Source organism: Microbacterium sp. zg-YB36, from assembly GCF_024623575.2.
Taxonomy (GTDB): Bacteria; Actinomycetota; Actinomycetes; order Actinomycetales; family Microbacteriaceae; genus Microbacterium.
Window position 1 is genome coordinate 40,741 of the sequence record NZ_JANJFD020000003.1, and the last position, 24,633, is coordinate 65,373.

The 24,633-nt window shown below is 69.4% G+C and carries 22 protein-coding genes and 1 pseudogene; 10 read left to right on the forward strand and 13 right to left on the reverse strand.

Annotated elements, in window-relative coordinates; all coding sequences use genetic code 11:
- The first annotated feature begins 102 nt into the window (after positions 1-102).
- Entirely contained in the window at positions 103-1,326 is a 1,224-nt protein-coding gene (locus tag NQ151_RS09460; protein WP_257527918.1) for an acetyl-CoA hydrolase/transferase family protein, read from the forward strand.
- 42 nt (positions 1,327-1,368) lie between these two features.
- On the forward strand, positions 1,369-2,541 hold the full coding sequence (locus NQ151_RS09465; RefSeq protein ID WP_257507567.1) for a CaiB/BaiF CoA transferase family protein: 1,173 nt from the start codon (positions 1,369-1,371) through the stop codon (positions 2,539-2,541).
- A gap of 21 nt (positions 2,542-2,562) precedes the next feature.
- Here NQ151_RS09465 and NQ151_RS09470 read toward each other — a convergent pair whose 3' ends face one another.
- The 4 genes from NQ151_RS09470 to NQ151_RS09485 all read right to left on the reverse strand — a co-directional run bounded on the left by NQ151_RS09470 (position 2,563) and on the right by NQ151_RS09485 (position 6,391).
- A complete protein-coding gene (locus NQ151_RS09470) occupies positions 2,563-3,372 on the reverse strand; it encodes a FadR/GntR family transcriptional regulator (protein WP_257527919.1) in 810 nt (269 codons plus the stop codon).
- Positions 3,373-3,441: 69 nt separating this feature from the next.
- On the reverse strand, positions 3,442-4,389 hold the full coding sequence (locus tag NQ151_RS09475) for an acyl-CoA dehydrogenase family protein (RefSeq protein WP_257527920.1): 948 nt from the start codon (positions 4,387-4,389) through the stop codon (positions 3,442-3,444).
- On the reverse strand, positions 4,386-5,540 hold the full coding sequence (locus tag NQ151_RS09480) for an acyl-CoA dehydrogenase family protein (protein ID WP_257527921.1): 1,155 nt from the start codon (positions 5,538-5,540) through the stop codon (positions 4,386-4,388). The genes NQ151_RS09475 and NQ151_RS09480 overlap by 4 nt, the downstream gene beginning before the upstream one ends.
- Positions 5,541-5,602: 62 nt before the next feature.
- Positions 5,603-6,391 carry an enoyl-CoA hydratase-related protein gene (locus tag NQ151_RS09485; protein WP_257527922.1) on the reverse strand — a complete coding sequence of 263 codons (789 nt, stop codon included), beginning with the start codon at positions 6,389-6,391 and terminating at the stop codon, positions 5,603-5,605.
- Between the two features lie 131 nt (positions 6,392-6,522).
- Here NQ151_RS09485 and NQ151_RS09490 point away from each other — a divergent pair, with 131 nt between their 5' ends.
- A complete protein-coding gene (locus NQ151_RS09490; RefSeq protein ID WP_257507562.1) occupies positions 6,523-7,314 on the forward strand; it encodes an enoyl-CoA hydratase/isomerase family protein in 792 nt (263 codons plus the stop codon).
- Between the two features lie 19 nt (positions 7,315-7,333).
- On the opposite strand, the gene NQ151_RS09495 is transcribed toward NQ151_RS09490, so the two are convergent.
- From NQ151_RS09495 to NQ151_RS09510, 4 genes are read right to left on the reverse strand one after another with little or no spacing between them, the layout of a single operon-like run.
- Complete coding sequence (locus tag NQ151_RS09495) at positions 7,334-8,524, reverse strand: thiolase family protein (RefSeq protein ID WP_257507561.1); 1,191 nt, start codon at positions 8,522-8,524, stop codon at positions 7,334-7,336.
- A gap of 1 nt (position 8,525) precedes the next feature.
- A complete protein-coding gene (locus NQ151_RS09500; RefSeq protein ID WP_257507560.1) occupies positions 8,526-9,344 on the reverse strand; it encodes an enoyl-CoA hydratase/isomerase family protein in 819 nt (272 codons plus the stop codon).
- A gap of 38 nt (positions 9,345-9,382) precedes the next feature.
- Positions 9,383-10,138 carry an SDR family NAD(P)-dependent oxidoreductase gene (locus NQ151_RS09505; protein WP_257507559.1) on the reverse strand — a complete coding sequence of 252 codons (756 nt, stop codon included), beginning with the start codon at positions 10,136-10,138 and terminating at the stop codon, positions 9,383-9,385.
- Positions 10,139-10,189: 51 nt separating this feature from the next.
- The gene (locus NQ151_RS09510; protein ID WP_257527923.1) at positions 10,190-11,185 is read right to left on the reverse strand and encodes an NAD(P)H-dependent flavin oxidoreductase; all 996 of its coding nucleotides are present in this window, start codon (positions 11,183-11,185) and stop codon (positions 10,190-10,192) included.
- A gap of 99 nt (positions 11,186-11,284) precedes the next feature.
- Here NQ151_RS09510 and NQ151_RS09515 point away from each other — a divergent pair, with 99 nt between their 5' ends.
- The 3 genes from NQ151_RS09515 (at position 11,285) to NQ151_RS09520 (ending at position 14,608) form a co-directional block, all read left to right on the forward strand.
- Positions 11,285-12,430 carry an acyl-CoA dehydrogenase family protein gene (locus tag NQ151_RS09515; protein WP_257507557.1) on the forward strand — a complete coding sequence of 382 codons (1,146 nt, stop codon included), beginning with the start codon at positions 11,285-11,287 and terminating at the stop codon, positions 12,428-12,430.
- 66 nt (positions 12,431-12,496) lie between these two features.
- Positions 12,497-12,817 carry an alpha-L-rhamnosidase C-terminal domain-containing protein gene (locus NQ151_RS16765; protein WP_353477568.1) on the forward strand — a complete coding sequence of 107 codons (321 nt, stop codon included), beginning with the start codon at positions 12,497-12,499 and terminating at the stop codon, positions 12,815-12,817.
- A 345-nt stretch (positions 12,818-13,162) separates the two neighbouring features.
- The gene (locus tag NQ151_RS09520) at positions 13,163-14,608 is read left to right on the forward strand and encodes an alpha-L-rhamnosidase-related protein (RefSeq protein WP_257527924.1); all 1,446 of its coding nucleotides are present in this window, start codon (positions 13,163-13,165) and stop codon (positions 14,606-14,608) included.
- A gap of 138 nt (positions 14,609-14,746) precedes the next feature.
- On the opposite strand, the gene NQ151_RS09525 is transcribed toward NQ151_RS09520, so the two are convergent.
- The 3 genes from NQ151_RS09525 to NQ151_RS09535 are packed head-to-tail and all read right to left on the reverse strand — an operon-like array spanning position 14,747 to position 18,016.
- Positions 14,747-16,108: a Gfo/Idh/MocA family protein gene (locus tag NQ151_RS09525; RefSeq protein WP_257527925.1), complete on the reverse strand. Its 1,362-nt coding sequence runs from the start codon at positions 16,106-16,108 to the stop codon at positions 14,747-14,749.
- An 11-nt stretch (positions 16,109-16,119) separates the two neighbouring features.
- Positions 16,120-17,028, reverse strand: a complete 909-nt coding sequence (locus tag NQ151_RS09530) for a carbohydrate ABC transporter permease (RefSeq protein ID WP_257527926.1) — start codon at positions 17,026-17,028, stop codon at positions 16,120-16,122.
- Between the two features lie 40 nt (positions 17,029-17,068).
- On the reverse strand, positions 17,069-18,016 hold the full coding sequence (locus tag NQ151_RS09535) for a carbohydrate ABC transporter permease (protein ID WP_257527927.1): 948 nt from the start codon (positions 18,014-18,016) through the stop codon (positions 17,069-17,071).
- Positions 18,017-18,319: 303 nt separating this feature from the next.
- Here NQ151_RS09535 and NQ151_RS09540 point away from each other — a divergent pair, with 303 nt between their 5' ends.
- Positions 18,320-19,639: an ABC transporter substrate-binding protein gene (locus NQ151_RS09540; RefSeq protein WP_257527928.1), complete on the forward strand. Its 1,320-nt coding sequence runs from the start codon at positions 18,320-18,322 to the stop codon at positions 19,637-19,639.
- A gap of 68 nt (positions 19,640-19,707) precedes the next feature.
- A complete protein-coding gene (locus NQ151_RS09545; protein ID WP_257527929.1) occupies positions 19,708-21,351 on the forward strand; it encodes an MGH1-like glycoside hydrolase domain-containing protein in 1,644 nt (547 codons plus the stop codon).
- 16 nt (positions 21,352-21,367) lie between these two features.
- On the opposite strand, the gene NQ151_RS09550 is transcribed toward NQ151_RS09545, so the two are convergent.
- Positions 21,368-22,765, reverse strand: coding sequence for a glycoside hydrolase family 5 protein (locus NQ151_RS09550; protein WP_257527930.1), 1,398 nt, complete (start codon positions 22,763-22,765; stop codon positions 21,368-21,370).
- Between the two features lie 177 nt (positions 22,766-22,942).
- On the opposite strand from NQ151_RS09550, the gene NQ151_RS09555 reads away from it, so the two are divergent.
- Positions 22,943-23,941, forward strand: a complete 999-nt coding sequence (locus tag NQ151_RS09555; RefSeq protein WP_257527931.1) for a LacI family DNA-binding transcriptional regulator — start codon at positions 22,943-22,945, stop codon at positions 23,939-23,941.
- A 123-nt stretch (positions 23,942-24,064) separates the two neighbouring features.
- Positions 24,065-24,214, forward strand: coding sequence for a hypothetical protein (locus NQ151_RS09560; protein WP_257527932.1), 150 nt, complete (start codon positions 24,065-24,067; stop codon positions 24,212-24,214).
- Positions 24,215-24,268: 54 nt separating this feature from the next.
- Here the strand turns inward: NQ151_RS09560 and NQ151_RS09565 are convergent.
- Positions 24,269-24,468, reverse strand: a pseudogene (locus NQ151_RS09565) (rhamnose ABC transporter substrate-binding protein); the annotation flags it as partial.
- Positions 24,469-24,633: the final 165 nt, after the last annotated feature.

The window sequence follows — 24,633 nt, forward strand, 5'->3', positions numbered from 1 at the left end:
GGGGGCTCCCGCAATCGGCTCGCCACTGGTGCGGCGAGCGTGGACAGAATAACTCTTAATCTTTACTATATTTGACTCCACGACCCTCCGGAAGAGGTGCACATGGAGTGGATGGACCGCGACGACGCGTTCGCCGACCTCACGTCGGGCACGCGATTCGTCGCCGGCAACGCGACCGGAACGCCCAACACCCTGCTGGCGGGACTCGCCAGACGCGCACTGCAAGTGCGCGGCTTGATCCTCCGCAGCGGACTGCTCCTGGGCGACCTCGGGCTCGAGCCTGCGGTGCGCGCCGGTGCCCTGACCGTACGCAGCTGGCACGTGCACGGCGCCATGCGCCGGCTGCAGCGGGAAGGCCTCGTGGACTACACCCCCCTGCGACTGCTGGACATCCCACAGCGGGTCCTCGCCGCATCCGACGTCGCACTCCTGCGTGTGGGACCGCCCGACGCCGACGGCTGGTGCTCGCTCGGACCATCCGCCAGCTACGCGCGACGCGCAGCCGAGACCGTTCCGATGGTGATCGCCGAAGTCACCGACGACATGCCCCGCACATACGGAGACAGCCGCCTCCACATCTCGCGCATCGACCGGTTCGTCCGATCCGAGACCGCGCTGCCCACCCAGGATCCCGGCGATCTGGACGTTGCAGGCCGCGCACTAGCCGGGCAGGTGCTCGCCCTGCTGCCCGCGGGGGCGACGGTGCAGCTCGGCATCGGCAAGGTACCCGATGCCATCGCTGCGGCCCTGGGAGAGGAGGACGGAGACGCCCCGCCCGGCCTGATCGGACTCGTGACCGACGCGATGCTCCCACTCATCGAGCGGATCGCCCGCGCAGGCGGCCGAGTAAAGGCGCTGGAGGTCATCGGCAGCGACGCACTGATGCGTTGGTTGCACGAGAATCCCGTGGTCCAGATGGCCGACTCGCAGGAACTGCACAATCCGCTCTACCTGGCCCGCGTGCCGAACCTCGTCTCCGTAAACTCCGCGATCGCGGTGGACATCCGCGGGCAGGTGGCCTCGGAGTCCGTCGCGGGCGCGGTGATCGCCGGCGTGGGCGGCAGCGCGGACTTCGCCGAAGGGGCCCACCTCTCTCCGGGCGGTCTGCGCATCATCTCACTGGGGTCCACCACGCGCTCGGGTGCGTCGACCATCGTCGCCGCCCACCGGAGCGAGGACACCGTCACCGCGGCCCACCACAGCGTCGACCTCGTCGTCACCGAGCACGGGGTCGCGGATCTGCGTGGCGCGACGGTGCGCGAGCGCCGCGACGCGCTCACCGCGATCGCGGCACCGGAGCATCGCGAGGCGCTCCGGGCCTCCTGAGCGCGACGCCCGAACTCCACCGACAGCACAGAAGGAACCCCCATGGCATCAGGACACGGCGACCACCGCACGACCGAAGGCGGCCCACTGGCCGGAGTGACGATCGTGGACACCACGTCGATGCTCATGGGACCGTACTGCACGGCGGTCCTTCGGGAGATGGGTGCCCGGATCATCAAGATCGAGCCGCGGGAAGGCGACATCTCCCGCGGCATCGACGACCGCGAGCAGAATCTCCTCGGCCCGATCTACCTGAACCTCAATCGCGGCAAGGAGTCGATCGCACTCGACTTGCGCAACGCCGACGACCGGGCCCTCTTCGACCGCTTCGTCGCGCGGGCCGACGTGGTGACGCACAACCGACCGCCGGGCTCCGAGATTCGCATCGGGCTCGACTATGACACGCTGTCCGCCGTCAATCCGCGCATCATCGTGTGTGGCATGTTCGGCTTCGGAGCGGATGGCCCCTACGGCCCGCTACCCGCATACGACGACGTCATCCAGTCCGCCTCCGGCCTGGCGGCACACCAGACCGGCGCAGGCGAGCCCCAGTACATCCGCACGCCCCTGACCGACAAGATCACCGGGATAGTGGCGGCCGGGGCGATCGCCGCCGCCCTGTACGAGCGGGAGCAGTCCGGCACGGGGCAGCTCATCGAAGTGCCCATGTACGAGACCATGGTCCGGTTCCTTCTCGTCGAGCAGCAGGGCGCTCAGATATTCGATCCTCCGCGGGGTCCAGCCGGCTACGCGCGCACGAACTCGCCGCACCGACATCCCTACCGCACTGCCGACGGACTCATCGGCATCCTCGCGAGCACGGACGCGCATTGGGCATCATTGTTCCGGGTGCTCGGTCATGCCGAGCTCATCCAGGACGAGCGGTTCGTCAGCATCACCCGTCGCACCGCGAACATCGACGCACTCTACGCCTGGCTGGCCGCCGAGGTGGCGGCGCATCCGACCGAGCAATTGCTCGAGGCACTGCAGGGCGCGCGGGTGCCCGCCATGCGCGTCAACGCGATCGAGGACCTGTTCGATGATCCCCATCTGCGCGCCACGAACTTCTTCGAGCGTGTCGAGCATCCCGTCCTGGGGCCGCTTCGGCAGGCGGGCGCACCCGTGCACTTCGGGCGAAGCGGGACGCCGGAGCTCTTCCCCGCACCGGTTCTCGGCGCCCACGCCGACGACTTGCGCGCCGAGTTCGAGGCATGAGCGCGCCGCATCCGGCGGTGCTCAGAGACTCTTGAACGCCTGCACTGCCAGGAGGGACGATGAATCGACGACTTCGTCGCCGTGACGATCAAGCACGATGTGCTGCGTCGCGCGCACGTGCTTCTCCGCCAGTTGACGCGCCCCCTCGGCATCACCCTCATCGACGAGCTTGATCAGGACCTCGTGCGTGCGCAGCGACTCGCGCTGCTGGTCCTCACCGGGGTACTGCGCGGTGGCCTTGACGCTCTGCGCCCACGTCTTCTCTTGAATCGACCACACTGCGGACAAGGTTCGCACAACCAACCGCAGGCTCTGGTTCTGCAGCCCGCCGACGATGATCTCGTGGAACACGCGGGCGTGTGCGGAGTACTGGTCGCCAACCCCCACGAGGCGCTCGGTTTCGGCCAGGTTCTCCCTCAGTGCCGGCACGATCGTCGCGTGGCGGTCGGGACGTGTGGCGCATTCTGCCACGCACATCGGCTCGAGGATGACGAGTGACTCCGCGAGGTCGGACAGTCGCACGCCCTGCCCCTGCATCGAAAGGGCGACGGCAAACGCCGCGGATGACCAGTCCGGCTTGTGGACGAATGCACCGCCGAACTTGCCGCGGCGCACCGTGATGAGGCCCTCTGCCTCGAGAATGCGGAGCGCCTCTCGCACGGACGGACCGCTCACGCCATACTCACGCACGAGGTCTTCCTGGCGAGGAAGCGGGATGTCAGTCTGATCGCTCTGCAGGATGCGCTGCCGCAGATCAGCGGCGATGGCCTCGGCGATGCGCGGAGTCATGCCGACTCGCAGGGCCGTTGCTCTGTGATTCTCGTCTGCCATTGCACCGATCCTTCAACGATCTGCAAAACGTGGGACGGAATCAAGTATAAACTTGAAAGTCTTGCCAGGTCACCGGGGTGCCGCAACGTGCCCCAACTGCGGGTATCCAACGCGCCCGAGCATTTCAAGCAGAACACCGGTCGTGCGATGGGAGTCCTCTGGCAACCGGCGGGAAGCTTGGCTCGCCCGCGACAGCCACGACACGTCCACTTCGTCGGTGAAGCCCATGGCGCCGTGCAGTTGGTGGGCGCCTCGCAACACGGTCCCGGCAGCCCGCTGCATCGCGACCCGCAATCCGAGCGCTTCCACGAGCGCCTCATCCGCATCCGCGCTGCGCGCCAGGACCCACAGGGCGTACTTGGCCAACTCTCCGGAGGCCACCGTTTCCAGGGACATGTCGGCGAGCTGGAACGCGACCGCCTGGAACTGCGCCAGAGGTCGACCGAATTGCTCCCGCTCCCGCGCGTAGCGGGCGGTGTCCTCGACCGCATTCTCGAGGAGTCCGAGCAGCCACCATGATTCCAATGCGATGAGCAGCGCAGCCCCGTGCCGCCCGTCCCCGGCATCCGCGGCGGCGTCGACCTCGACCCCGAAGGGCGCCAGCTGTGTTCCCAGCGTGATCCCCGCCCCCCGCGGCGTCAGCCGATGGCGACCCCCCTGCAGGTCGACGCCGTTCCACGAGAGCCCGAGATCCATGTGCGGCACGATACGGGGAGCGCGACGCGACACCAGTGCCGTGGCGTCGGCGCCGCATCGCCCCAGCCGCTCCACGACGGGATACGGCAGTGCAAAGCGGCCGGCCGCTCGGCAGACTTCGGCCGCCACCTCCAGCTCCGTAGCGCCCTCCGCTGGATCGATTTCCCAGATTCCGAGTTCACCGAGCATGTCCCCGACGCCGGCGCGCAGTCCAGGGTCGGCGACTGCTCGCCGGAGCAGCTGGACGCCGCCCTCGCGCTCGACGCGCTCGCGCACCATCGCGCCGACCTCAAGCGCTTCCGCCGAGAGCGTGGCGTTCACGGACGCACCAGCTGTCGGGCAGCGGTGTGCTTGTTGATCTCGAGCGTGCCCGACGCGACGGTCGAGGCTTGCGCGTAGCGCCAGTGATCCTCGACCTCGCGTGCGTAGCCGGCTCCCGGATCGTGCGTGCCGAGCGCGGCGTTCTCGACAATCTCCATGAGCACTTCGGCGACCTCCTGGTCCAGGGACGTGACGGCGACGCGGTACAGCGCCGTTTCGCCGATGGGCGGCGCCTCGGCTTGGGCGGCGAGGAGTAGCCGGTAGGCGAGTAGGCGCACCTGCCGCGTGCGCACCATCATGGCTGCCCAGCGCTCGCGCAGCGATGAGGGGAGCTCTTCCCACGCCCCGCCGAGGGCATCCGGAGCGGCGCGCAGCAGGCTCTCGCAGCGCGCATAGCGCGCGATGCCGATGCGCTCGAAGCTGAGCACATCCATCACAACGCGCCATCCACCCCCCACCTCTCCCAGGACGGCGCCATCGGGCACCCATGCCTCGTCGAAGTACACCTCATTCAAGTGATGGGGACCGAGCATCGCGCTGATCGGGCGCACCTCCACCCCCGGCTGGTCCATGTCGAGCAGGAACACGGTGATGCCGTCCTTGCGGCCGGCCGGATCCCCCGTGCGGGCCAGCAGGAAGCACCACTGGGCCATGCTCGCGTACGAAGTCCACACCTTCTGCCCCGAGATGCGCCATCCGCCCTCGACCGGCGTGGCCCGGGTGCGCAGGGCGGGCAGGTCGGACCCCGCCCCGGGCTCGCTGAACCCCTGGCACCAGACGACCTGTCCGGAAGCGATGCGGGGCAAGTGCTCGTCGCGTTGCTGCGGCGAACCGTGACGCATGATGACCGGCCCGACCCAGTTCAGCCCCATGTACTGCGCGCCGCGCGGTTCGTGCGCGGCCCACATCTCCTCGCGCATGGCCGTCTGCGACAGCACGTCGGCTGAGCGCCCCCCGTACTCGGACGGCCAGGCGAGCGTCAGGAGGCGACGTACGCCGAGCTCGCGACTGAACCGCTCCGTAATGGCGAGATCTGCAGGGTTGTTCGTGAAAGCGCCGAGGAATCCCGCCGGAACGTGATGCGCAACGAGGTCCCGCAATTCGCCACGCAGCGCGGTGACCTCGCTCGGCTCCCCATAGTCGAGCGTCATTGCCCCTCCTCCGTGGCGCCTCGGCGTCTCCGCCGCGACATAGTAATCTTATTAAGTATTATCTAGTAAAGACCTCCGTCGCGCAAGGATGCCGCTCGCCGCGTCGAGAACCGGTGACGAGCGTCGCCCTTCTCCAATCCCCACCCCCTCAGAACCCGGGCCTCGCGTTGCCGCGCTGCGGTGAGGCGCTCCTCGTGACCCTCGCGGTAGAGGCGTACGGCGTTGGCGATCGCGGCACGCGGTGCCCCCGCGATCTCCTCCGCCACCTCCCGCACCCGGTCGGGGAGCCGCTCGTGCGGGACGACCTCGTTCACCAGGCCCCACGCGAGAGCGGTCGGCGCGTCGACCGGCCGTCCAGTCAGGGTCATCTGGCGTGCGCGGGCCGTACCGACGGCCGCCGGCAATTCGGCGCTCAACCCCCACCCCGGGGTCAGCCCGAGGACCGCATGCGTGTCCGCGAAGCTCGCGCGGTCAGATGCCAGGACGAACGAACACGCCAAGACGATCTCCAGAGCGCCCGACACGCACGCCCCGTTCACGGCGGCGATTACCGGCACGCTCAGCGCCCGCAGACACGTTGCCGGGTCGGTCAATGGAGCCTCGTACGCCTCATCGGAGAGCAGCTCCTTGATGTCCACGCCGCTGCTGAAAGCCGGATCGGAGCCAGTGAGCACGACGACGCGCACGTCCGGATCGGCGTCGAGTCGCTCAAGGATGGCCACGAGGGCGGTGCGTGTGCGGCGGTTCAGCGCATTGCGCGCCCCAGGCCGGTCGAAGCTGATGACGGCGGTCGCACCGCACCGCTCGACGAGGAGATCGACACCCTCACCCACACGAGCCGAATTCGTCACTCGCCGATCCCGCGCGACTCGGGTGGCTCCAGAATCGATGCAACCATGCCCACCTCTCCCGATGACCGCGGCTAATCATTTAAAGGGTATAGATATATGGTGGTCAGATCGACCTTTCGAGGAGGAAAGCGATGACCCCTACGGCAGACTTCCGGAGCGAGGTCGTCGACCTCCGCATCGAGGACCGCATCGCGCTCGTCACGCTGAACCGGCCGGCCAGCGCCAACGCTCTCGACGAGCAGCTCATCCGTGACCTCGGCGAACTGTGGCGCACGCTCGCCGCCGACCGCGGCATCCGGTGCATCGTCCTCACTGGCGCAGGACGCCATTTCTGCGCGGGAGCGGATGTCAGCATGCTCGCGTCCGATCGCACCGAGGTCGGCAGGGACGCCGACGAAGAGCTGTCGTTCCTGCCCGGCCGCGTGGTCGACGTGCCCGTGATCGTCGCCGTCAACGGTACGTGCGCCGGCGGCGGCTTGCACTTCGTCGCCGACGCCGACATCGTCATCGCCGCAGACGGGGCCCGCTTCATCGATTCCCACGTGAGCGTGGGGCAGGTCAGCGGGATCGAGCCGGTCGAGCTGATGACGCTCATGCGACGCGACCGCGCGGTACGCATGGCACTGCTGGGACGACACGAGATCGTCGACGCCGCGACCGCACTGGACAGCGGGCTGGTCTCGGAGGTGCTCGCCGCCGAGGATCTCCTCGAGCACGCCCTGGATCTGGCTCACAAGGTGTGCAGCGGATCGCCGACCGCCGTGCGACACACGCGACGGGTGATCCGTGCGTATCTCGCAGACTCCGTGCGGAGCTATCGCGACCTGGGCTGGGAGCTCGTGCAACGGCACTGGGCGCACCCGGACTCGAAGGAAGGTCCGGCGGCTTTTCAGGAGAAGCGCGAGCCGCACTGGGCCGAGTGACGCCGCGGGCGGCTCGCTCTCAGAGACGCTCGATGATCGTGGCGTTGGCCATCCCGCCACCCTCGCACATCGTCTGCAGGCCGTAGCGGCCACCCGTGGCCTCCAGGTGGTGGAGCATCGTCGTGAGCAGGCGGGTTCCCGACGCGCCCAGCGGATGACCGAGGGCGATCGCGCCGCCGCGGGGGTTCAGGCGGGCCGGATCGACATCGAACTCCGCAGCCCAGGCCAGCGGAACAGAGGCGAAGGCCTCGTTGACCTCGAAGGCGTCGATATCGCCGATACCCAGACCGGATCGACGGAGGATCCGATGGGTCGCCGGGATCGGGCCGGTGAGCATGTAAAGCGGGTCGTCGCCGACGACGGCGAAGCTATGGAACCGCGCGCGCGGCCGCAGCCCGAGTGCCTTTGCGGCGCTCTCGCTCATGATGAGCACCGCAGACGCCCCGTCGGTGAGGGGTGAGGAGTTGCCCGGATGGATCGACCAGTCCAGGTCGGGGAAGCGCTGCGCCAGCTCATCGGTCCGGAAGGAGGGCTGCAGCCCCGCAAGGCCCTCCGCCGTGGTCGAGGACCGCACGGTCTCGTCGCGGTCGACGAGGCGCTCCCCACCCGGCCCGGGCACCGTGATCGGCAGGATTTCCTCCGCGAACGCCCCCGACGCCGCCGCCTCGGCGGCACGGCGATGCGATTCGGCGGCGAACCGGTCGAGTTCGTCGCGGCTCAGCCCCCACTTTTTCGCGATGAGCTCCGCGGCCACTCCCTGGTTCACCAGCCCGTCGGGAAAGCGCGCGGCCAGGCGGGAACCCGCCGGCGACCCTCCTCCTGCTGCGGCGCCGAGGGGGACGCGACTCATCGACTCGACCCCGGCTGCGATGACGACGTCGTATCCGCCGGCCATCACGCCCTGCGCGGCGAACGTCGCTGCCTGCTGGCTCGATCCGCACTGGCGGTCGATGGTGGTGGCGGGCACGGCGACATCGAAGCCGGCCGAAAGCACCGCGCCGCGCGCGATGTTCGTGCTCTGGTCGCCCACCTGGCTGACGCAGCCGACGAGCACGTCGTCGATCTGAGAAGAGTCCAGACCGCTCCGCTCGACCAGCGCCGCGAGAAGCTCGGCGAGGAGGTCCGCAGGGTGCACGCCTGATAGGGCTCCGCCTGGCTTCCCCTTGCCGGATGCCGTGCGGACAGCATCCACGATGACCGCGTTCTCCATGTCAGACTCCCTGCTCCTTCGCCGGCTCCGCCGTCGATTCTGCGCGCGCCGCCGCGCCCCTGTCCAGGAAGGCGCGGATACGCTCCTGCGCGTGAGGGGTGCCGGCGGCGTGGGCGATCGTCCGCTGTTCCTCCGCGAGCTGTGCGGAATACGTTGCCTCAGCCGCCGCGCGGATCAGCCTCTTGGTTTCTCCCAACGCCGGGCCGGCAGCACGGGCGAAGTCGCGCGCGCGCCCGTCGACCGTCGCGGCGAGCTGCTCTGGCGGGACCACCTCGGAAACGATCCCCCACCGCTGCGCCTCGTCCGCCGTCAGAGGGCGTCCGGTCGCGGCGAGCGCGAGGGCGCGGTGCATCCCCACGCTGCGGGCCAGCAGGGAGGAGACCCCGCTGTCAGGGGTCAGGCCCACGCCGGCATAGGCCGTGAGGAACCGCGCGCGCGGTGTCGCGATGAGATAGTCGGCGGTCAGGGCCAAACCGAGACCGCCGCCGGCGGCCGCACCGTCCACCGCCGCCACGACGAACAACCGGGATCGGGTCATCGCCTCGAGCGCCGCGTGCATGGCCCCGGCCAATCGGTCCAGGAACGCGGACGGATGGGACGCGCGCGCCATGGCGGCCACGTCGCCTCCGGAACAGAACACCGAACCGACGGCGTCCAGCACGATCACCGTGGCGGCGGACGCCTCCGCGGACGCGATCGCGTCCTGCAGGGCCAGGGCAGTGTCGAGGTCGACGGCGTTGCCCGCATCGGGCCGGTCGAGCGTGATGCGGAACAGCTGACCGTCAAGACGAGTGCGGATCGGCGCGACGGACGCGCTCATCGTCCGCTCGCGCTTCGTCGTCGGTCCTCCGCCCCTTGTCACTGCGGCTGCATCCGCAGTGCGCCGTCCATGCGGACTACCTCCGCATTGAGGTAGTCGTGCTCGATGAGCATGAGTACCAGTTGCGCGAATTCGTCGGGGCGGGCCAAGCGCTGCGGAAATGGGATGCCGGCAGCGAGCGATGCTCCCACCTCAGGACCAAGCGACGCAAGCATTGGAGTGTCGACGATGCCCGGGGCGATGGTGTTGACCCGGATGCCCACGCGGGCGAGGTCGCGCGCGGCGGGGACGGTCATGCCCACCACCGCCCCCTTGGAGGCGGAGTAGGCAATCTGCCCGATCTGGCCTTCGTATGCCGCCACCGAGGCCGTGTTGATGATGACGCCGCGCTGCCCGTGCTCATCCGCCTCGGCGCGGGCGATCACCTCCGCTCCCAGCCGCATCACGTTGAAGGTGCCGAGGGTGTTGACCTCGAGCGTGCGGCGGAACAGGTCGAGCTCGTGCGCCCCTTTCGACGACAGGATGCGGCGGGCCGGCGCGATGCCGGCGCAGTTGACCACGACGCGTAGGGGACGATCCACGCGCACCGTGCCCAGCGCGTCGGCGACGTCCTGCTCGCTCGTCACGTCGGCGGGGACCAGGCGGACCCCATCGCGGGCCGGCGCCTTCTCGATCTGCGCGGGGAGGTCCAGTCCCAGGACCTCGGCGCCGCGGGCAGCCAGCGCCGCCGCGGTGGCCGCTCCCAAGCCGGATGCGGCCCCAGTGACAACGGCGGTGATCTCGTCGACCTTCATGCGTGCTCCTTCCGATGGCCCGCGTGCGGGCCGGTTGCCGTAGCGCGTGGCTCAGACGGCGGTTGCCGCGGGCTGGACCAAGGCGGCGAGACGGTGCCGGATGATCTCCTCCGCCTCGCTCACGATGCCGTCGACGACATTCGCGACCGTGTCGATCTCGTGAATGAGTCCCTGCGTCTGACCGGCCCACCAGAGCCCGTCCTCCATGTCGCCCTGGCCCAGCACACGGTCGCGCCCGCGCGCCCCGGATGCCAGCGCCGCGACGTCGGCGAAGGTCGAGCCCGGTCGCTCCTCGATCTCCACGATCTGCCTGGAGATGGAATTGCGTGCCACGCGCGCAGAGTTGTGGAAGGTCCGGAAGACGATCATGGTGTCTCGCTCGCTGTTGGCGACGATCTGCTTCTTGACGTTCGCATGCACAGGCGCCTCGGTCGTGGCGACGAAACGCGTTCCCATGTTCACCGCGGACGCGCCCAGCGCCAGGGCTGCAGCCAGACCGGCGCCTGTCGCAATCCCGCCGCTGGCGACCACGGGGATGTCGAGGGCGCGCACCGCGGCGGGGATGAGGATCAGGCCAGGGACGTCGTCCTCACCGGGGTGCCCAGCACATTCGAAGCCGTCGATGCTCACGGCCGCCACGCCGTACTTGGCGGCGGAGACCGCGTGGCGCACGCTGGTCGCCTTGTGGATCACCTTCACGCCCGCGGCATGGAAATCTGGCATGTGCGGCGCGGGGCTGGAGCCGGCCGTCTCTACGATGCGGATGCCGGAATCGATGATCGCGGCGCGGTACTCGTCGTAGGGCACGGGATTGATCGTGGGCAGGATCGTGAGATTAACGCCGAAAGGCTTGTCCGTCAGTTCGCGAGTGCGCGCGATCTCCGCGGCGAGGGCCTCGGGCGTCGGCTGGGTGAGCGCCGTGAGGAAACCGAGGGCACCGGCATTCGCCACGGCGGAGATGAGCTCCGCCGTTCCCAGGCCGGTCATGCCGCCGCACAGGACGGGATGCTCGACGCCGAAAGTGTCGGTGAACGCGGTTCGGATCATTCGCGGCTCTTTCGTTGGGACTCGATCGGGGACGACAGCAGTGTACTTATGTATGTAAAGATTGCATAGTATTTGATCATTCGCGACGAAGGGGTAGGAATGCCGGCTCGCCACCTCAGCCTCGATGACACTGCGGAGGCGCTGTTCGGCCTGACCGATGCGCTGGCGCGTCGTGAACTCATCCCCCGCGCCGCAGCGGCCGAACGCGACGGCACCTTCCCCAGGGACGTCTTCCTCGCACTAGGACGCTCGGGCCTGCTGAGCCTGCCGTACCCCGAGGAGTACGGGGGCGGCGCACAGCCCGCCGAAACGTATCTGCAGGTGTTCGAGCAGATCGGCGCCGCCTGGGCGAGCATCGGCGTGGGGGTGAGCGTGCACGCCCTCGCGTGCTTCCCGCTGACGTATTACGGCACCGATGAGCAGAAGCGGCGATGGCTGCCCGACATGCTCTCCGGTGAGCGCCTCGGCGCCTATTGCCTCAGCGAACCGCACGCGGGCTCCGACCCGGCGGCGATGCGCACCAAGGCGGTGCGCACCGGCGACAGCTACGTCATCACCGGCGCGAAAGCGTGGACCACCCACGGCGGCCACGCCGACTTCTACACCGTCATGGCCCGCACCTCCGACGACGGCGGGAAGGGAATCTCCTGCTTCCTCGTGCCCTCGGACACGCCTGGGCTGTCGGCGGCCTCACCTGAGCAGAAGATGGGGCTGACGGGTTCGACTACCGCGACGATGAACTTCGATGACGTACGCATCCCCGTCGGCAACCGCATCGGAGAAGAAGGTCAGGGCCTGGCGATCGCGTTCTCCGCGCTGGACTCCGGGCGGCTCGGTATCGCCGCAGTCGCGACCGGCCTGGCGCAGGCTGCGCTGGACCTGTCGGTGGAGTACGCCCGCACTCGCGAGACTTTCGGCAGGCCGATCATTGAACACGACGGACTCGGCTTCCTCTTGGCAGATATGGCCCTCGCCGTCTCGTCGGCGCGCGCGATGTATCTCGCCGCTGCACGCCTGAAGGACCGCGGGGAACCGTTCAGCCACGACGCATCGATCGCGAAACTATTGGCGACCGACAACGCGATGAAGGTCGCTGTCGACGCCGTCCAGGTGCTCGGCGGCGCCGGGTACACGCGGGACTTCCCTGCCGAGCGCTACATGCGCGAGGCGAAGGTCATGCAGATATTTGAGGGCACCAACCAGATTCAGCGCCTGGTCATCGCGCGGCATCTGCGGCGAGGGTAATACTCACTCGGCAGCAGCAATACTCACTCGACAGCGCGAATACTCACTCGGGGGCGGTGGCCGGTTGTGGAGCCTCGGCGCACCAGTTGCGGTTCCACGACGACACGCTGGTGCAGGTGCTACGGCCCGGTCGAAATCGACTGGGCCCTGGGCGAGGACGACATCTTCACCGCGGACCTCACGGTGCCCTTCGGTGTCCGCGCCGACCTGGATCTGCCCGCCACCGCCGCCTCAACGGCGACGGTCGACGGCGACGGTCGACGGCGACGGTCGACGGCGCCCCGGCGCCGGCGTCGCTCACCCACGGCCGCTACCGGCTGGTCGCCACCGCCGCGGCGGTCGTGCCGAGCGACGCAGCGAGGTCGTGACGGCGACAGAGCCCATTGAACCGCCGCCGGTGTGGGAGCGGGAGGAGCTGATCCTCTGCTCCCGCGCCAGCGGGGCCGGCACCCTGCCGGATCGGCTGCCCACGGCATCCGGTCGGGCGTGGTTCTACCCGCGCGGCCAGTACGAGGCGGGCGCGCTGCTTCGCGTGATCGGTGTGGGGCGGCGCGCCATCCGGCACGTCGACTACGCCGAGAACGTCGCCGGCACCTCCCCCTCGGGGATGTTCCGGCCGACGGTTCCCGCCGCGGATGCGCAGTTCCCGGCCGGGTTGGTCGCGCCGTTCGCCGTGCTCACCAAGGGCGACGCGATCGTCCGCGCGGTTCGCCGTACGCTCTTCCTGCCCCGGTGCTCGGCCGGGTGCAGATCGTCGCGGCGCAGCGCCCGGTGCTCACGACGGGCGAGTCCGAGGCCGAAGCCGCCGCCGGAGCGGATGCCGCTGAGAGCCGGTGCGACCTCACCGAGACCGCCTCCGGGGTCTACGTCACCGACCATGCGATCGGATTCCGCTACGCCTCGGTCACCGGCGTGGTCCCCGAGTCCGTCACGGTGCACGCCAGCATCCGTCCGGCACCGCGGCGCGGGGCCTTCCTCACCGACGACCCCACGCTGAACACGATCTGGGCCACGAGCGCCCACACGCTGCGGCTGTGCATGCAGACGGTGCTGCTGGAGGGCATCAAACGCGACCGGATGCCGTGGATGGGCGACCACGCCCTCGGCGTGCTGACCAACGCCGCCGCGTTCGCCGACCCCGAGATCATCCGCACCACGCTGCGCGGGCTCGGCCGGCCGCGCGACGGGTTCGTCAACGGCATCTCGGACTACTCGCTGTGGTGGGTGATCTCGCACGGGCTGTACCAGCGGTATTTCGGTGATACGGAGTTCGCGCGCACCGAGGCGGAGCACCTTCACGCGTGCCTGACGGAGCTGGCGACGTTCGCCGATGCCGATGGGCTGTTCCGGCCCCGTCGCGTCGCGGGGTCGTTCCCGCACGCCGGGCCCGGCGCGGTGTTCCTGGACTGGGGGGTGCAGTTCCGCGCCGACGGCGTGCCGACCGCGATCCAGATCCTCTGGTTCTGGGCGCTGAGCTCGGCCGGATCGGTGCTCGCGGTGGCCGAACACCCGGAGGCCGCCCCCTGGACGGCGGCGGCTGCGGCCGTGCGCGCGCAGCTGGTCGCGCGGGCGTGGCATCCGCAGTCCGGGCTGTGGAGCGAGTATCTCGACGATCCGGAGTGCTCCAGCGCTTACCCGAACTTCCTCGCGGTGCTCGCGGGGCTGGAACTGACCCCCGGCGCGGACGCGGTGCAGCTTGTGTCCCGCTCGTCGGCGGGGACGCCGTTCATGCGCGCGTTCGCGCTGATGGCGCTGGGGCGCACGGGCGAACGGGTCGCCGCGGTCGCGGAGGTGCGGCGGCTGTGGTCGGGGATGCTGGATGCCGGCGCGACGACGTTCTGGGAGGACTTCGGCGGCGACGGGTCCGACCTGGAGATGTACGGGCGGCCGTTCGGCAAGAGCCTGTGTCACGCGTGGTCGGCGGGACCGGCGGCGCTGCTGCCCGAGCTCGTGCTCGGCATCCGTCCGCTGACCGACGGGTGGCGCCGGTCCACCGTCGATCCGTGTCTGGGTGCCCTGCAGTGGGCCGCCGCGGTGACCCCGACGCCGTTCGGCGACGTGGTCGTGGACGCGCGTCCCGACCGGCTGCAGGTCGAGGTCCCTGCCGGGACGACGCTGGTGCACGGCGCCGCCGAATACCCCGGCCCCGCCCGAGTGAGTATTCCGGCCCTCGAGTGAGTATTCGTCGGCTCGAGTGAGTATTCGTCGGCTCGAGTGAGTATTCGTCGCGGGATACGTGGTCCCCGCGGCGAATACTCACTCACCGACGCGAGTACTCACTCACCGACGCGAGTACTCACTCGGCAGCGCGAATACTCACTCGGCGTCGACGGTGACGGGGCGCAGCAGGGCGAGGACGGCGTCGGTCGTGACGGCCTGACCCGTCGCGAGGGAGCGGTTGCCGGCCAGGCCGACGGCCATCGAGCGGATGCCGTCATGCCAGGTCGAGGCACGGCCGAGCGGATCGGGCGCACCGCCGCGGAAGACATCGTCCAGCAACTGCGCGTCGCCGCCACCGTGCCCGCCGACGGCGACCGGAATCGGCACCTCCCGGGCCGGCTCGAAGTGCCGCTGCACCAGCAGCCGCTCCGACACCGGGCGGTGCGCCTCGGTGCGCGCGACGTCCTCCGGCCGGGCGCTGGGATCGACGATGGATCCCGGCCTGCCGTTGTCCGCCAGCAGCACCGCGCCGCGTTCGACGACGGTCAGCTCGGCGCGACCCTGCGTGCCGTTGATGGCCACGACATAGCCCTCCCACGGCGAGTGGGCGTTGAGCGAGTACGACATCGACGCCCCGCCGGCGTAGTCGACCACGAGCGAAAGATTGTCCTCGATCGTGATGCCGGCGTCGAACACGTCGCGGTCGCGCAGGTACCCGTCGTGGTGCTCCTGCTCGTAGTACAGCCCGCTCAGCGTGGGGTCGTCTCGCAGGTCGAGGCTGAACCCGTCGCGCAGTGGCGAGTCACTCGTCCCCCGCTCCGGGCGCGGGCCCATCCCGCGGCGCGCGGCGTTGTCGGCGCCGTAGAAGCGCAGCCCACCGCTCGCGAACACCCGCACCGGCGCGTCGTCGATCCACCAGTTCACGAGATCGAAGTGATGCGACGCCTTGTGGATCAGCAGGCCCCCCGAATACTGCTTATCGCGATGCCACCGGCGGAAGTAGTCCGCACCGTGCGACGTGTCCAGCACCCACTCGAAGTGCACCGAGGTCACCTCGCCGATCTGCCCCGACTGCACGATGCGCTTGAGCTCGGCGTTGCGCGGCGAGTAGCGGTAGTTGAACGTCACCGTCACCGACCGCCCGGTGCGCTCGACGGCCTCGGCGATGCGCCGCACGCCCTCTTCGCTCGTGGTCAGCGGCTTCTCGACCACGACGTCGGCCCCGGCCTCCAGCGCTGTGACGATGTGGTCAGCGTGGGTCCAGTCCGGCGACGCCACGATCACGCGGTCGATGCGGTGCGCCGCCACCGCCGCGGCCAGTTCGGACGGCGCGAACCGCCCCGGCACCGGCGCGCCGGCATCCGTCACCCGCCGCTCGTGCCAATCCACGCGCCCCGGATTCGGGTCGCTCCAGGCGACCAGTTCGGACGATTCCGAATGGATGCCGCAGATGGCATCGATGTACATCTGCGCCCGGCTGCCGGTGCCGATGATCCCGTAGCGCGTGCGCGCGGTCATGCCGTCTTCCCTCACTTGATGCCCGTCGTGGCGATGCCCTTGACCAGGTACTTCTGGCCGATCAGGAACGCGAGGAACAGTGGAATGAGCGACACCACCGACATCGCGAACATCGCGCCGTAGTTGGAGGACGACTGCGCGTCGATGAAGCCCTTCAGCGCCACCGACACCGGGAAGTTCTCCCGGGTGCGCAGGTAGATCAGCGGTCCGAAGAAGTCGCCCCACGTCCAGATGAACGTGAAGATCGTCGTCGTCGCCAGCGCCGGCACCATGAGCGGCAGCGTCACCTGACCGAAGATGCGGGCGTGGCCCGCCCCGTCGATGCGGGCCGCTTCGAAGATCTCCTTCGGGATGCCGCGGATGAACTGCACCATCAGGAAGATGAAGAACGCGTCGGTCGCGAGGAACTTCGGCACCACCAGCGGCAGGAACGTCTCCAGCCACCCCAGCTCCCGGAAGATCACGAACTGAGGCACCAGCACGACGTGGAACGGCAGCATGATCGTGCCGAGCATGATCGCGAAGTAGGCGTTGCGGCCCCAGAACTTCAGCCGGGCGAACGCGTATGCCGCGAGCGAGCACGACACCAGGTTTCCGATGATCGCCCCGACCACGAGGATCGTGGAGTTGCCCAGGAACACGCTGAACGGCAGCTGCTGCGCCGTCCACCCGTGCACGTAGTTGTCGAGCGTGAGGTCGGTGGTGAAGATGCTCAGGTCGCTGAAGATCTCGCTGTTGGGCTTGAAGGAGGACACCACCAGCCAGATCAGCGGATAGATCATCACGATCGACAGCACGATCAAGCCGATGTGCTTGACGACCGATCGGATGCTGCTGCGCCGGCGCACCCGGCGGCGGGCTTCTTCGCCCGCGTCCGGCAGCACGACGGCCAGGGTGTCGTCGGGGGTGGTGGTGGTCATGGCACTCTCTTCCGCGCGGTTCAACGTCGGTGTCGGCTGCTCAGTCGTCATAGAACACCCAGAACTTCGACAGCCAGAAGTTGAGCAGGGTGAAGCCGCCGATGATCAGCAGCAGGAACCAGGCCATCGCCGAGGCGTAGCCCATGTTCAGCTCGGTGAAGGCCTCCTTGTAGAGGTAGAGCGTGAAGAACATCGTCGAATCCGACGGCCCGCCCGTGCCCCCCGAGACGATGTAGGCCTGCGTGAACGACTGGAACGCGAAGATGATCTGCAGCACCAGGTTGAAGAAGATGATGGGGGTCAAGAGCGGGAACGTGATCGAGAAGAACCGGCGGATCTTGCCGGCGCCGTCCATCTGCGCCGCCTCGTAGTACATCTCCGGGATCTGCCGCAGCCCCGCCAGGAAGATCACCATCGGTGAGCCGAACGTCCACACGTGCAGGATGATGATCGTCGCCAGCGCATAGTCGGGGTGGGAGATCCACCCCGGCCCCTCGATGCCGAGCACCGCGAGGAACTCGTTGACGAGCCCTTCCTTGCCGAACACCTGACGCCACAGGATCGCGATCGCCACCGACCCGCCCAGCAGGCTCGGCAGGTAGAAGATCGAGCGGTAGAAGGCCAGTCCCCGCATGCCGCGGTCCAGCAGCATCGCCACCACGAGGGCCAGCGCCAGCTGCAGTGGCACCGAGACGAACACGTAGACGAGGGTCACCCGGAGCGAATTCCACAGCCGGGCGTCGCCGAACATCTGGATGATGTTGTCGAAGCCCGACCACTGCGGGGGCTGCAGCAGGTTGTAGTCGGTGAACGCCAGATACAGCGACGCGAGCATGGGCCCGACGGTGAAGACGAGCACCCCAATGAGCCAGGGTGCCAGGAAGACGTAGCCCGCTTTGTTGTCGGGATGCCGGTTGCGGCCGCCCTTCACCCGGGCCGCGCCGCGTGGTCGGATTGCCAGCTTGCGCAACTCGCCGATGCTGCTCACGGAGACCTCCTCGTCCTCGTTCCGGCACGCGAGGAGAAACCGCTTTCACGTGCGCCGATCAGTATGGACCACCGACGGCAACCCCGTCAACGCCTCGAGAACTCCAGAATCCCGGGGAACACCGGCATCCGGGCGGATCTGGCGAATAACGAGCATGCAACAACAATTGACAGCGGTGGCCCTCGCTGCTACTTTCCGGTGAAAGCGGTTTCTTCGGATACCGCCGCCAGGCCCGCCGGCGACCACGGCCGGGCACGGGGCGCCAGAGCCGGCCCCCGCGGACACGACCTGAAAAGAGGCGCAATGACGCGTTCAGCACGACCCATCGCGACCCGCGCGGCCGCCGGGACCTTCCTCGTCGCCGCTCTCGCCCTCGCGGGCTGCTCCGGCGGCGGCGACCCCGCACCGGCCGAGGGTGGCGGGTTCGACCCCGAAGAGGAGATCGAACTGCACATCGCCTGGTGGGGCAACGACGAGCGCTCGGCCATCATGGCCGAGGCCGTCGACCTGTTCGAGGAGGAATACCCGAACATCACCGTCGTGGAGGAGCCGGTCGGCGCACCCGACGACCTGTTCAACCGCCTCGCGACGGACTTCGCCTCCGGCACCGCGCCCGACGTGTTCGCCCTGGGCGGCGCCAAGCCGCAGGAGTACGGCGGGGCCGGCGCACTGCTGGACCTCTCGACGGTCGAGGAATACCTGCCCACCGACGCCTACCCCGACTTCACCCTGACCAGCGCGACCGTCGAGGACACCCTCTACGGCCTTCCCACCGGCGGCAACGCGATCGGCGTGGTCGTCAACCCGGCGATCTTCGAAGCGGCCGGGGTCGATCTTCCCGACGAGTCGTGGACGTGGGAGGAGTTCACCGAGATCGCCAACGAGATCTCCGCCAACGCCGGCGACGGCATCGTCGGGCTCGACCTGCGCATCCAGGACGTGCTGGGCACGTATGTCGCGCAGTACACCGAGACGGGCATCTACGACTGGGACGGCGAACTGTCGGTCGAGGCCGACGTCATCCAGCAGTGGTTCGAGATGGAGCAGGATCTCGTCGAGTCCGGTGGCCTGCCCGACCCGTCGGTGATCGTGGAGCACTGGAACGTGACCCCCGACCTCACTCTGTTCGGCACCGGCAAGGCGGGCATGGCCTTCGCCTACAGCAACCAGATCGGCGCATACGGCGCAGGCACCGGCGCCGAGGTGCAGATCCTCACGCCGCCGACCTCGACGGATGTCTCCGGTGTCGCGGTGCTGCCCTCGCAGTACTGGGCGATCGCGTCGGAGTCCGAGCACCCCGAGGCCGCCGCGCTGCTGGTGGACTGGATGCTGAACCAGCCGGAGCCGGCCGAGCTGATCCTTGCCAACCGGGGTCTGCCGTTCAACCCCGACACCCTCGCGGTCGTCGAGCCGCTGCTCGCACCGGCCGATGCGCAGTCCGCCGAGTACCTCGGCAAGGTGCTCGAGGTCGGCGTGCACGCGCCGCCGCAGCCGGCGGGCGGCGCGATGCTGAACGAACTGTCGCAGCGCATCGAGTCCGACATCCTGTTCGGCAACACCAGCGCCGCGGACGGCGCACAGCAGTGGGTGGACGAACTGTCGGAAGCACTCGCGAACGACTGACCGTACCCTCGTGGGCGGGCCTCATCCGAGGGCCCGCCCACGAGGCGTTTGCGGAGGACCGAGGGATCATGACGCAGATCGACCGGGCGCTGCTGCGCCTGCGGGAATCGGACGGGCCGCTGCCCGACGCGGCCTCAGGCGACGCCGTCGCGCAGGAGATCCGCGGCAGCGGCATCCGCTTCGTCGCCCTCGGCGGCGGCTTGGAGGCCCGCTGGCAGCGCGCATGGCGGGAGCTGCGCGATTGCATCGCCCCGATCGACGGCGACGCACCGCTGCTGCGCGAGGGCGGCGCGTACGACGGCGCCTGGCTGGAGAGCACCGCCACGATCAACGCCGAGATCCTCGACCGCTTCGCCCCCGCCGTGACCCGGGCGACCCACCTCGCCCTCGCCGCCGCGCAGCGCGACGACGGCCTGCTGCCGTACAAGATCACCGCCGCCGGCCCGGCGTTCACGCAGATCCAGACGGTGACGCCACTGGCCCGGTGCGTGTGGCATCACTACCTGCTCACCGGTCGCGACCGCGACTACCTCGCCCGCATGCACGCAGCCATGACGCGCAACGACGCGTGGCTCGCGGCGCATCGCGACACCCGCGGCACCGGCGGCGTCGAGGCGTTCTGCACGTTCGACACCGGGCACGACCTCTCCCCCCGGTTCTGGCACACCCCCGAGCGGTGTCATCGCGGGGATGCCACGGCGTTCGATCCCGGCATCCCGACCCTGCCGCTGGTGGCCCCCGATCTCACCGCCAACGTCGCCTGCCAGCGGGAGTACCTCGCCCGCATCGCCGCCGAGCTCGGCGAGGATCCGGCGCCGTGGCTGGTGGCCGCGACGGCGTCACGCGACGCGCTGTTCGCGCAGTGCCACGTCGACGGCATGTTCTACGATCGCGCCGCCGACGGCAGTCACGTGCGGGTGGACTCCGACGTGCTGCTGCGGGTGCTGGCGTGCGAGATCGGCGACGACGACGCGTTCGCCGCCGCGCTGGCGGACCACCTCATGAACACACGCCGGTTCCTCTCGCAGGCGGGGTTCACCTCGATCGCGATGGACGACCCGCGGTTCGACGGGGACCACACCCGCAACTCGTGGGCGGGCCCCGTCAACGCGCTGACGCTGCTGCGCGCGGCGCACGCGTTCGAGCACCACGGCCGCGTCGCGGAGCTTGCCCTCACCCACGCGCCGCTGCTGGCGGCGATGGCCGGTCATGACCGGTTCGCGCAGTGCTACGACCCGTGGACCGGCGACGCCGGGTACACCCAGGCTTACTCCCCCGCCATCCTGTGGCTGCTGGACACCCTCGAGCGCGACGCCGGCATCCTGCCGCGCCCCGACGGCGAGGTGTGGCTGAGCGGTCTGACCCCGACCCGGCTGGACCACGGGCAGGCGCCGGTCGCGACCGGCGCCGCCCGCACCGTCGGCGGCATCCACTACGAGCTCGTCGGCGACGACGAGCGCATCGAGGTGCACCGCGACGGCACGCCGTGGCTGGGCTTCCCGCGCGGGTGGCGAGTCGTGCTCGATTCACACGGCGAGGTCGCGGCCGTGGTGGGGCTCGCGGCCGGCGCCGTGCGCGGCATCCTGCGCATCGCGGGCGCGGGTGTCGACGCCGAGATCGCGCTGGACCTCGCGCCCAACGACCGGGTGGCGATCGACGGCGGCCGGGCGGGGGGCGTGATCGCCCGCGGATTCACGCCGCCGCGCTGGTGACCTGACTGTCCTCGGCTCAGCCGCGCAGGTGCTCGCGCAGCACCGCCGACAGCCCCTCGCGCTCATCGCACGCGTCGAAGCGGAAGGATGCCGCCAGGTCGCGGGCACGCTCGGGCGTCGTGCCGGCGAACCGGTCGGCGAACTCCTGGGCGAGCGGTTCGGCGAACAGGATGTGGCGCACCAGCACCGCGATGTGCGGCTGGCGACCCCACGGATACGGCGCGTAGCCGGGGAACTCGCGGTCGAACAGGGCGTCGATGGGGTCGAGCACGTCGCGGACGCCGGCATCCGACCCACCCCAGGAGTCCACCCCCAGGCGCTGCTTCTTCTCGACGAGGTCGCCGATGAGTTCGAGATACGCACTGTCGGCGCGGGCGGACACGAGGCCCTGCAGCCCGATGTCCTTGTAGGTCCACAGCGCCCAGCTGGCGCCGTGCTCGCGGTAGATCTCCAGCTGGTCGCGCAGCAGCTGCAGCCGCCAGGCATCCTGGGAACGATCGTCGGAGTACACCGGGCCGAACTCGCCGATCCAGACGGGTGTTCCGGTGCGACGCATGTACTCGGTGCGGCGCAGGAACGTCTGCTCCACCACCGAGCGGTCGAAGTACTCCCCGCGGGTGACCCCGGGGTAGGCGGTGGCGCTGGTGATGCCCGGCAGCGCGTAGTCGTGCGCGGTGTACACGGTGTTGGCCATCGGCTCGGCGCGCGCGTCGAGGAAGGAGAAGTCGGTGGAGTACCGGTTGCCGTCGAGGAAGAGGATGTGGTGGGGGTCGATCGCGCGGATGGCGCCCTCGAGCCGCTCGTAGAACGCCGGCAGCGCCTGGCCGCTGGGGTCGCTCGGCTCGTTGATCGGGTTGAAGCCGGCCACCTCGGGGCGATCCTTGTAGCGGTCGGCGAGCGCCTCCCACAGGTGCACGACCCGGTCCTGGAAGTGCCGCTGGTTCCAGAACTCGGCGATGTGGGTGGGGTTGTCGCTGTGCCAGTGCTGGTTCTGCCGGCCGGGCAGCGCGTGCAGGTCCAGGATCGAGTAGATGCCATGGCGCGCCAGCAGCGTCACGACGCGGTCGAGGCGCTGGAAGCCTTCCTCCTTGAGTACGAATGGCGCGGCGTCGTCTTCGAAGTGCCGGTAGTTGAACGGGATGCGCACGCTGTTGATCCCGAGGGATGCCAGGTGGGCGGCATCCTGCTCATCGAAGAAGTCGCGCGAGAACGTGTCGAAGAAGGCGTCGTACGCTTCGCGGCCCATCCGATCCCGCAGCAGCCGGCGGATCGTGCCTTCGTCGCCGGGGTAGCCGGTGATGAAGTTCTCCATGTTCATCCAGCCACCCAGGCCCACACCGGCCAGGCGCACCGGGGCGCCCGTCGTGTCGACGAGCTCGGCCCCGGATACGGCGAGGAAATCGAGAGTGCTCACGGCGCTCCTTCGGGTCGTGTTCGCACCACCCTACAAGAAACCGCTTTCTCATGCGCGTGGGCATCCATGCCGGAATGACGGCGCATCACCCGGTTCTACGGGAGAAAGCGGTTTCAGTGGATAGGATGACTGCTGGACCTCGGCAGCGACGCCGACGACGGTCCGGGAGGGGACCCGATGGGCAAGCGCGCACGCGCCACCACGATCGCCGACGTCGCCGCACACGCCGGCGTCTCCGCGGCGACCGTCTCACGCGTCATGAACGGGCACTTCCTGGGCGAACCCGCCGTCGCCGACCGGGTGCGGGCGTCGGCGCGGCACCTGGACTACTCCCCCAACCATCTCGCACGCAGCTTCGCGCTGGGTAAGACCAAGGCGATCGCGTTCCTCGTGCCCGACCTCGCCAACCCCGCCTTCCAGACGGTGCTCGCAGGACTGAGCAAGGCCGCCGCCGCCGACGGGTACCGCGTGCTGGTGGCCGATTCCGCGGAGTCGCCCGACGACGAGCCGGTGCTGGCGGCGGAGGTCCGCAGCCGGTGCGATGCGATCGTGCTGTGCGCGCCGCGCATGAGCGAGGACGACCTGGAGCGCACCGCCGCGACGCTCGGCCCGGTCGTGCTGATGAACCGGTCGAGCCCCCGGGTGTCCGCCCCGACGCTGTCGGTCGATTCCCGGGCAGGATTCGAACTCATCGCCGGGCACCTGTACTCGCTCGGCCACCGCCGGCTGGTCTACGTCGCCGGCCCCGAGGGGGTCGCCAACGCGAACCGCGTCAAGGGCCTCGGCGACTTCCTGCAGAGCGTCGATGACGTCACGATCACGCACGTGGCCGGGGGCGCCGGGAGCGAAGACGGGCTCGCCGCCGTCGAGGCCGTGGCCGCCACCGGGGCGACGGCGGCGCTGGCGTTCAACGATCTCGTCGCGGTGGGGCTCGTGCACGGGCTGGTGGAGCGCGGCATCCGCGTTCCGGGCGACATCTCCGTCACCGGGTTCGACGACATCCCGTTCGCGCGGTTCCTCTCGCCGTCGCTGACGACCGCGTCGGTGCCGCACGACGTGCTGGGCACCCTCGCGTGGGGCCGGATGCGCGCCCTGATCGCCGGGTCGCCGCCCGAGCACAACGTCGTGTTCCAGCCGCGCCTGGAGGTACGCCGCTCCACCGCCGCTCCCGAGTGAGTATTCGTCGCCCCCGAGTGAGTATTCGCCGCCTCGAGTGAGTATTCGTCGCCTCGAGTGAGTATTCGGCACCAATACTCACTCGGCCGCACCAATACTCACTCGGCGGCATAGCGTGGGGGCATGGACCAGGATCAGAAGAACCCGCAGGAACCGGTCGGCGACGACGCACCGCTCGGCGGCGACGAGGGCACCGAAGCCCAGCTCGAGGCCGACAACCCGGCTGAGGAGCAGACGCTGAAGACCCTCGACCCCGACAGCCCGCCGGCCTGACACGACAAGACCCAGTCGGAACGGGTCCGGCCGGGTCTTGTACTGCGGCGACCTCTAGAAGTCGAAGTCGCCGATGTTGTCCGCGGTGAACACGAACGGGTCGCCCAGCAGCACCGTGCCGTCGGCGCGACCTCGAACGAGCCGAGCTTGCCGGCTTCGAACGTATCGCCCTCTTCGCCGGTGATCTCCTCCGTGATGAGCGCCTGCGCCGCCCACGCGGCGAGGTAGCCGAGGTCGGCCGGGTTCCACGACGAGTTCGATGTCGGGGTGGTTCGCGCGCCCGCCGGAGCTGATCGTGCGGGCCTCGACCGCTGCGCACTGGCCCGCGCCGCCGGCATCCGTCTGCCCACCTCTCGGACACAGGAGAACTCCCGGAAACAGGACGATTCCGGCCAAAACGTCCTGTCCCGGTGATTCTT

Coding starts and splice junctions, on each gene's coding strand:
- NQ151_RS09460 (WP_257527918.1), top strand. CDS start 103: ATGGAGTGGATGGACCGCGACGACGCGTTCGCCGACCTCACGTCGGGC.
- NQ151_RS09465 (WP_257507567.1), top strand. CDS start 1,369: ATGGCATCAGGACACGGCGACCACCGCACGACCGAAGGCGGCCCACTG.
- NQ151_RS09470 (WP_257527919.1), bottom strand. CDS start 3,372: ATGGCAGACGAGAATCACAGAGCAACGGCCCTGCGAGTCGGCATGACT.
- NQ151_RS09480 (WP_257527921.1), bottom strand. CDS start 5,540: ATGACGCTCGACTATGGGGAGCCGAGCGAGGTCACCGCGCTGCGTGGC.
- NQ151_RS09490 (WP_257507562.1), top strand. CDS start 6,523: ATGACCCCTACGGCAGACTTCCGGAGCGAGGTCGTCGACCTCCGCATC.
- NQ151_RS09495 (WP_257507561.1), bottom strand. CDS start 8,524: ATGGAGAACGCGGTCATCGTGGATGCTGTCCGCACGGCATCCGGCAAG.
- NQ151_RS09500 (WP_257507560.1), bottom strand. CDS start 9,344: ATGAGCGCGTCCGTCGCGCCGATCCGCACTCGTCTTGACGGTCAGCTG.
- NQ151_RS09505 (WP_257507559.1), bottom strand. CDS start 10,138: ATGAAGGTCGACGAGATCACCGCCGTTGTCACTGGGGCCGCATCCGGC.
- NQ151_RS09510 (WP_257527923.1), bottom strand. CDS start 11,185: ATGATCCGAACCGCGTTCACCGACACTTTCGGCGTCGAGCATCCCGTC.
- NQ151_RS09515 (WP_257507557.1), top strand. CDS start 11,285: ATGCCGGCTCGCCACCTCAGCCTCGATGACACTGCGGAGGCGCTGTTC.
- NQ151_RS09525 (WP_257527925.1), bottom strand. CDS start 16,108: ATGACCGCGCGCACGCGCTACGGGATCATCGGCACCGGCAGCCGGGCG.
- NQ151_RS09530 (WP_257527926.1), bottom strand. CDS start 17,028: ATGACCACCACCACCCCCGACGACACCCTGGCCGTCGTGCTGCCGGAC.
- NQ151_RS09540 (WP_257527928.1), top strand. CDS start 18,320: ATGACGCGTTCAGCACGACCCATCGCGACCCGCGCGGCCGCCGGGACC.
- NQ151_RS09545 (WP_257527929.1), top strand. CDS start 19,708: ATGACGCAGATCGACCGGGCGCTGCTGCGCCTGCGGGAATCGGACGGG.
- NQ151_RS09555 (WP_257527931.1), top strand. CDS start 22,943: ATGGGCAAGCGCGCACGCGCCACCACGATCGCCGACGTCGCCGCACAC.
- NQ151_RS09560 (WP_257527932.1), top strand. CDS start 24,065: ATGGACCAGGATCAGAAGAACCCGCAGGAACCGGTCGGCGACGACGCA.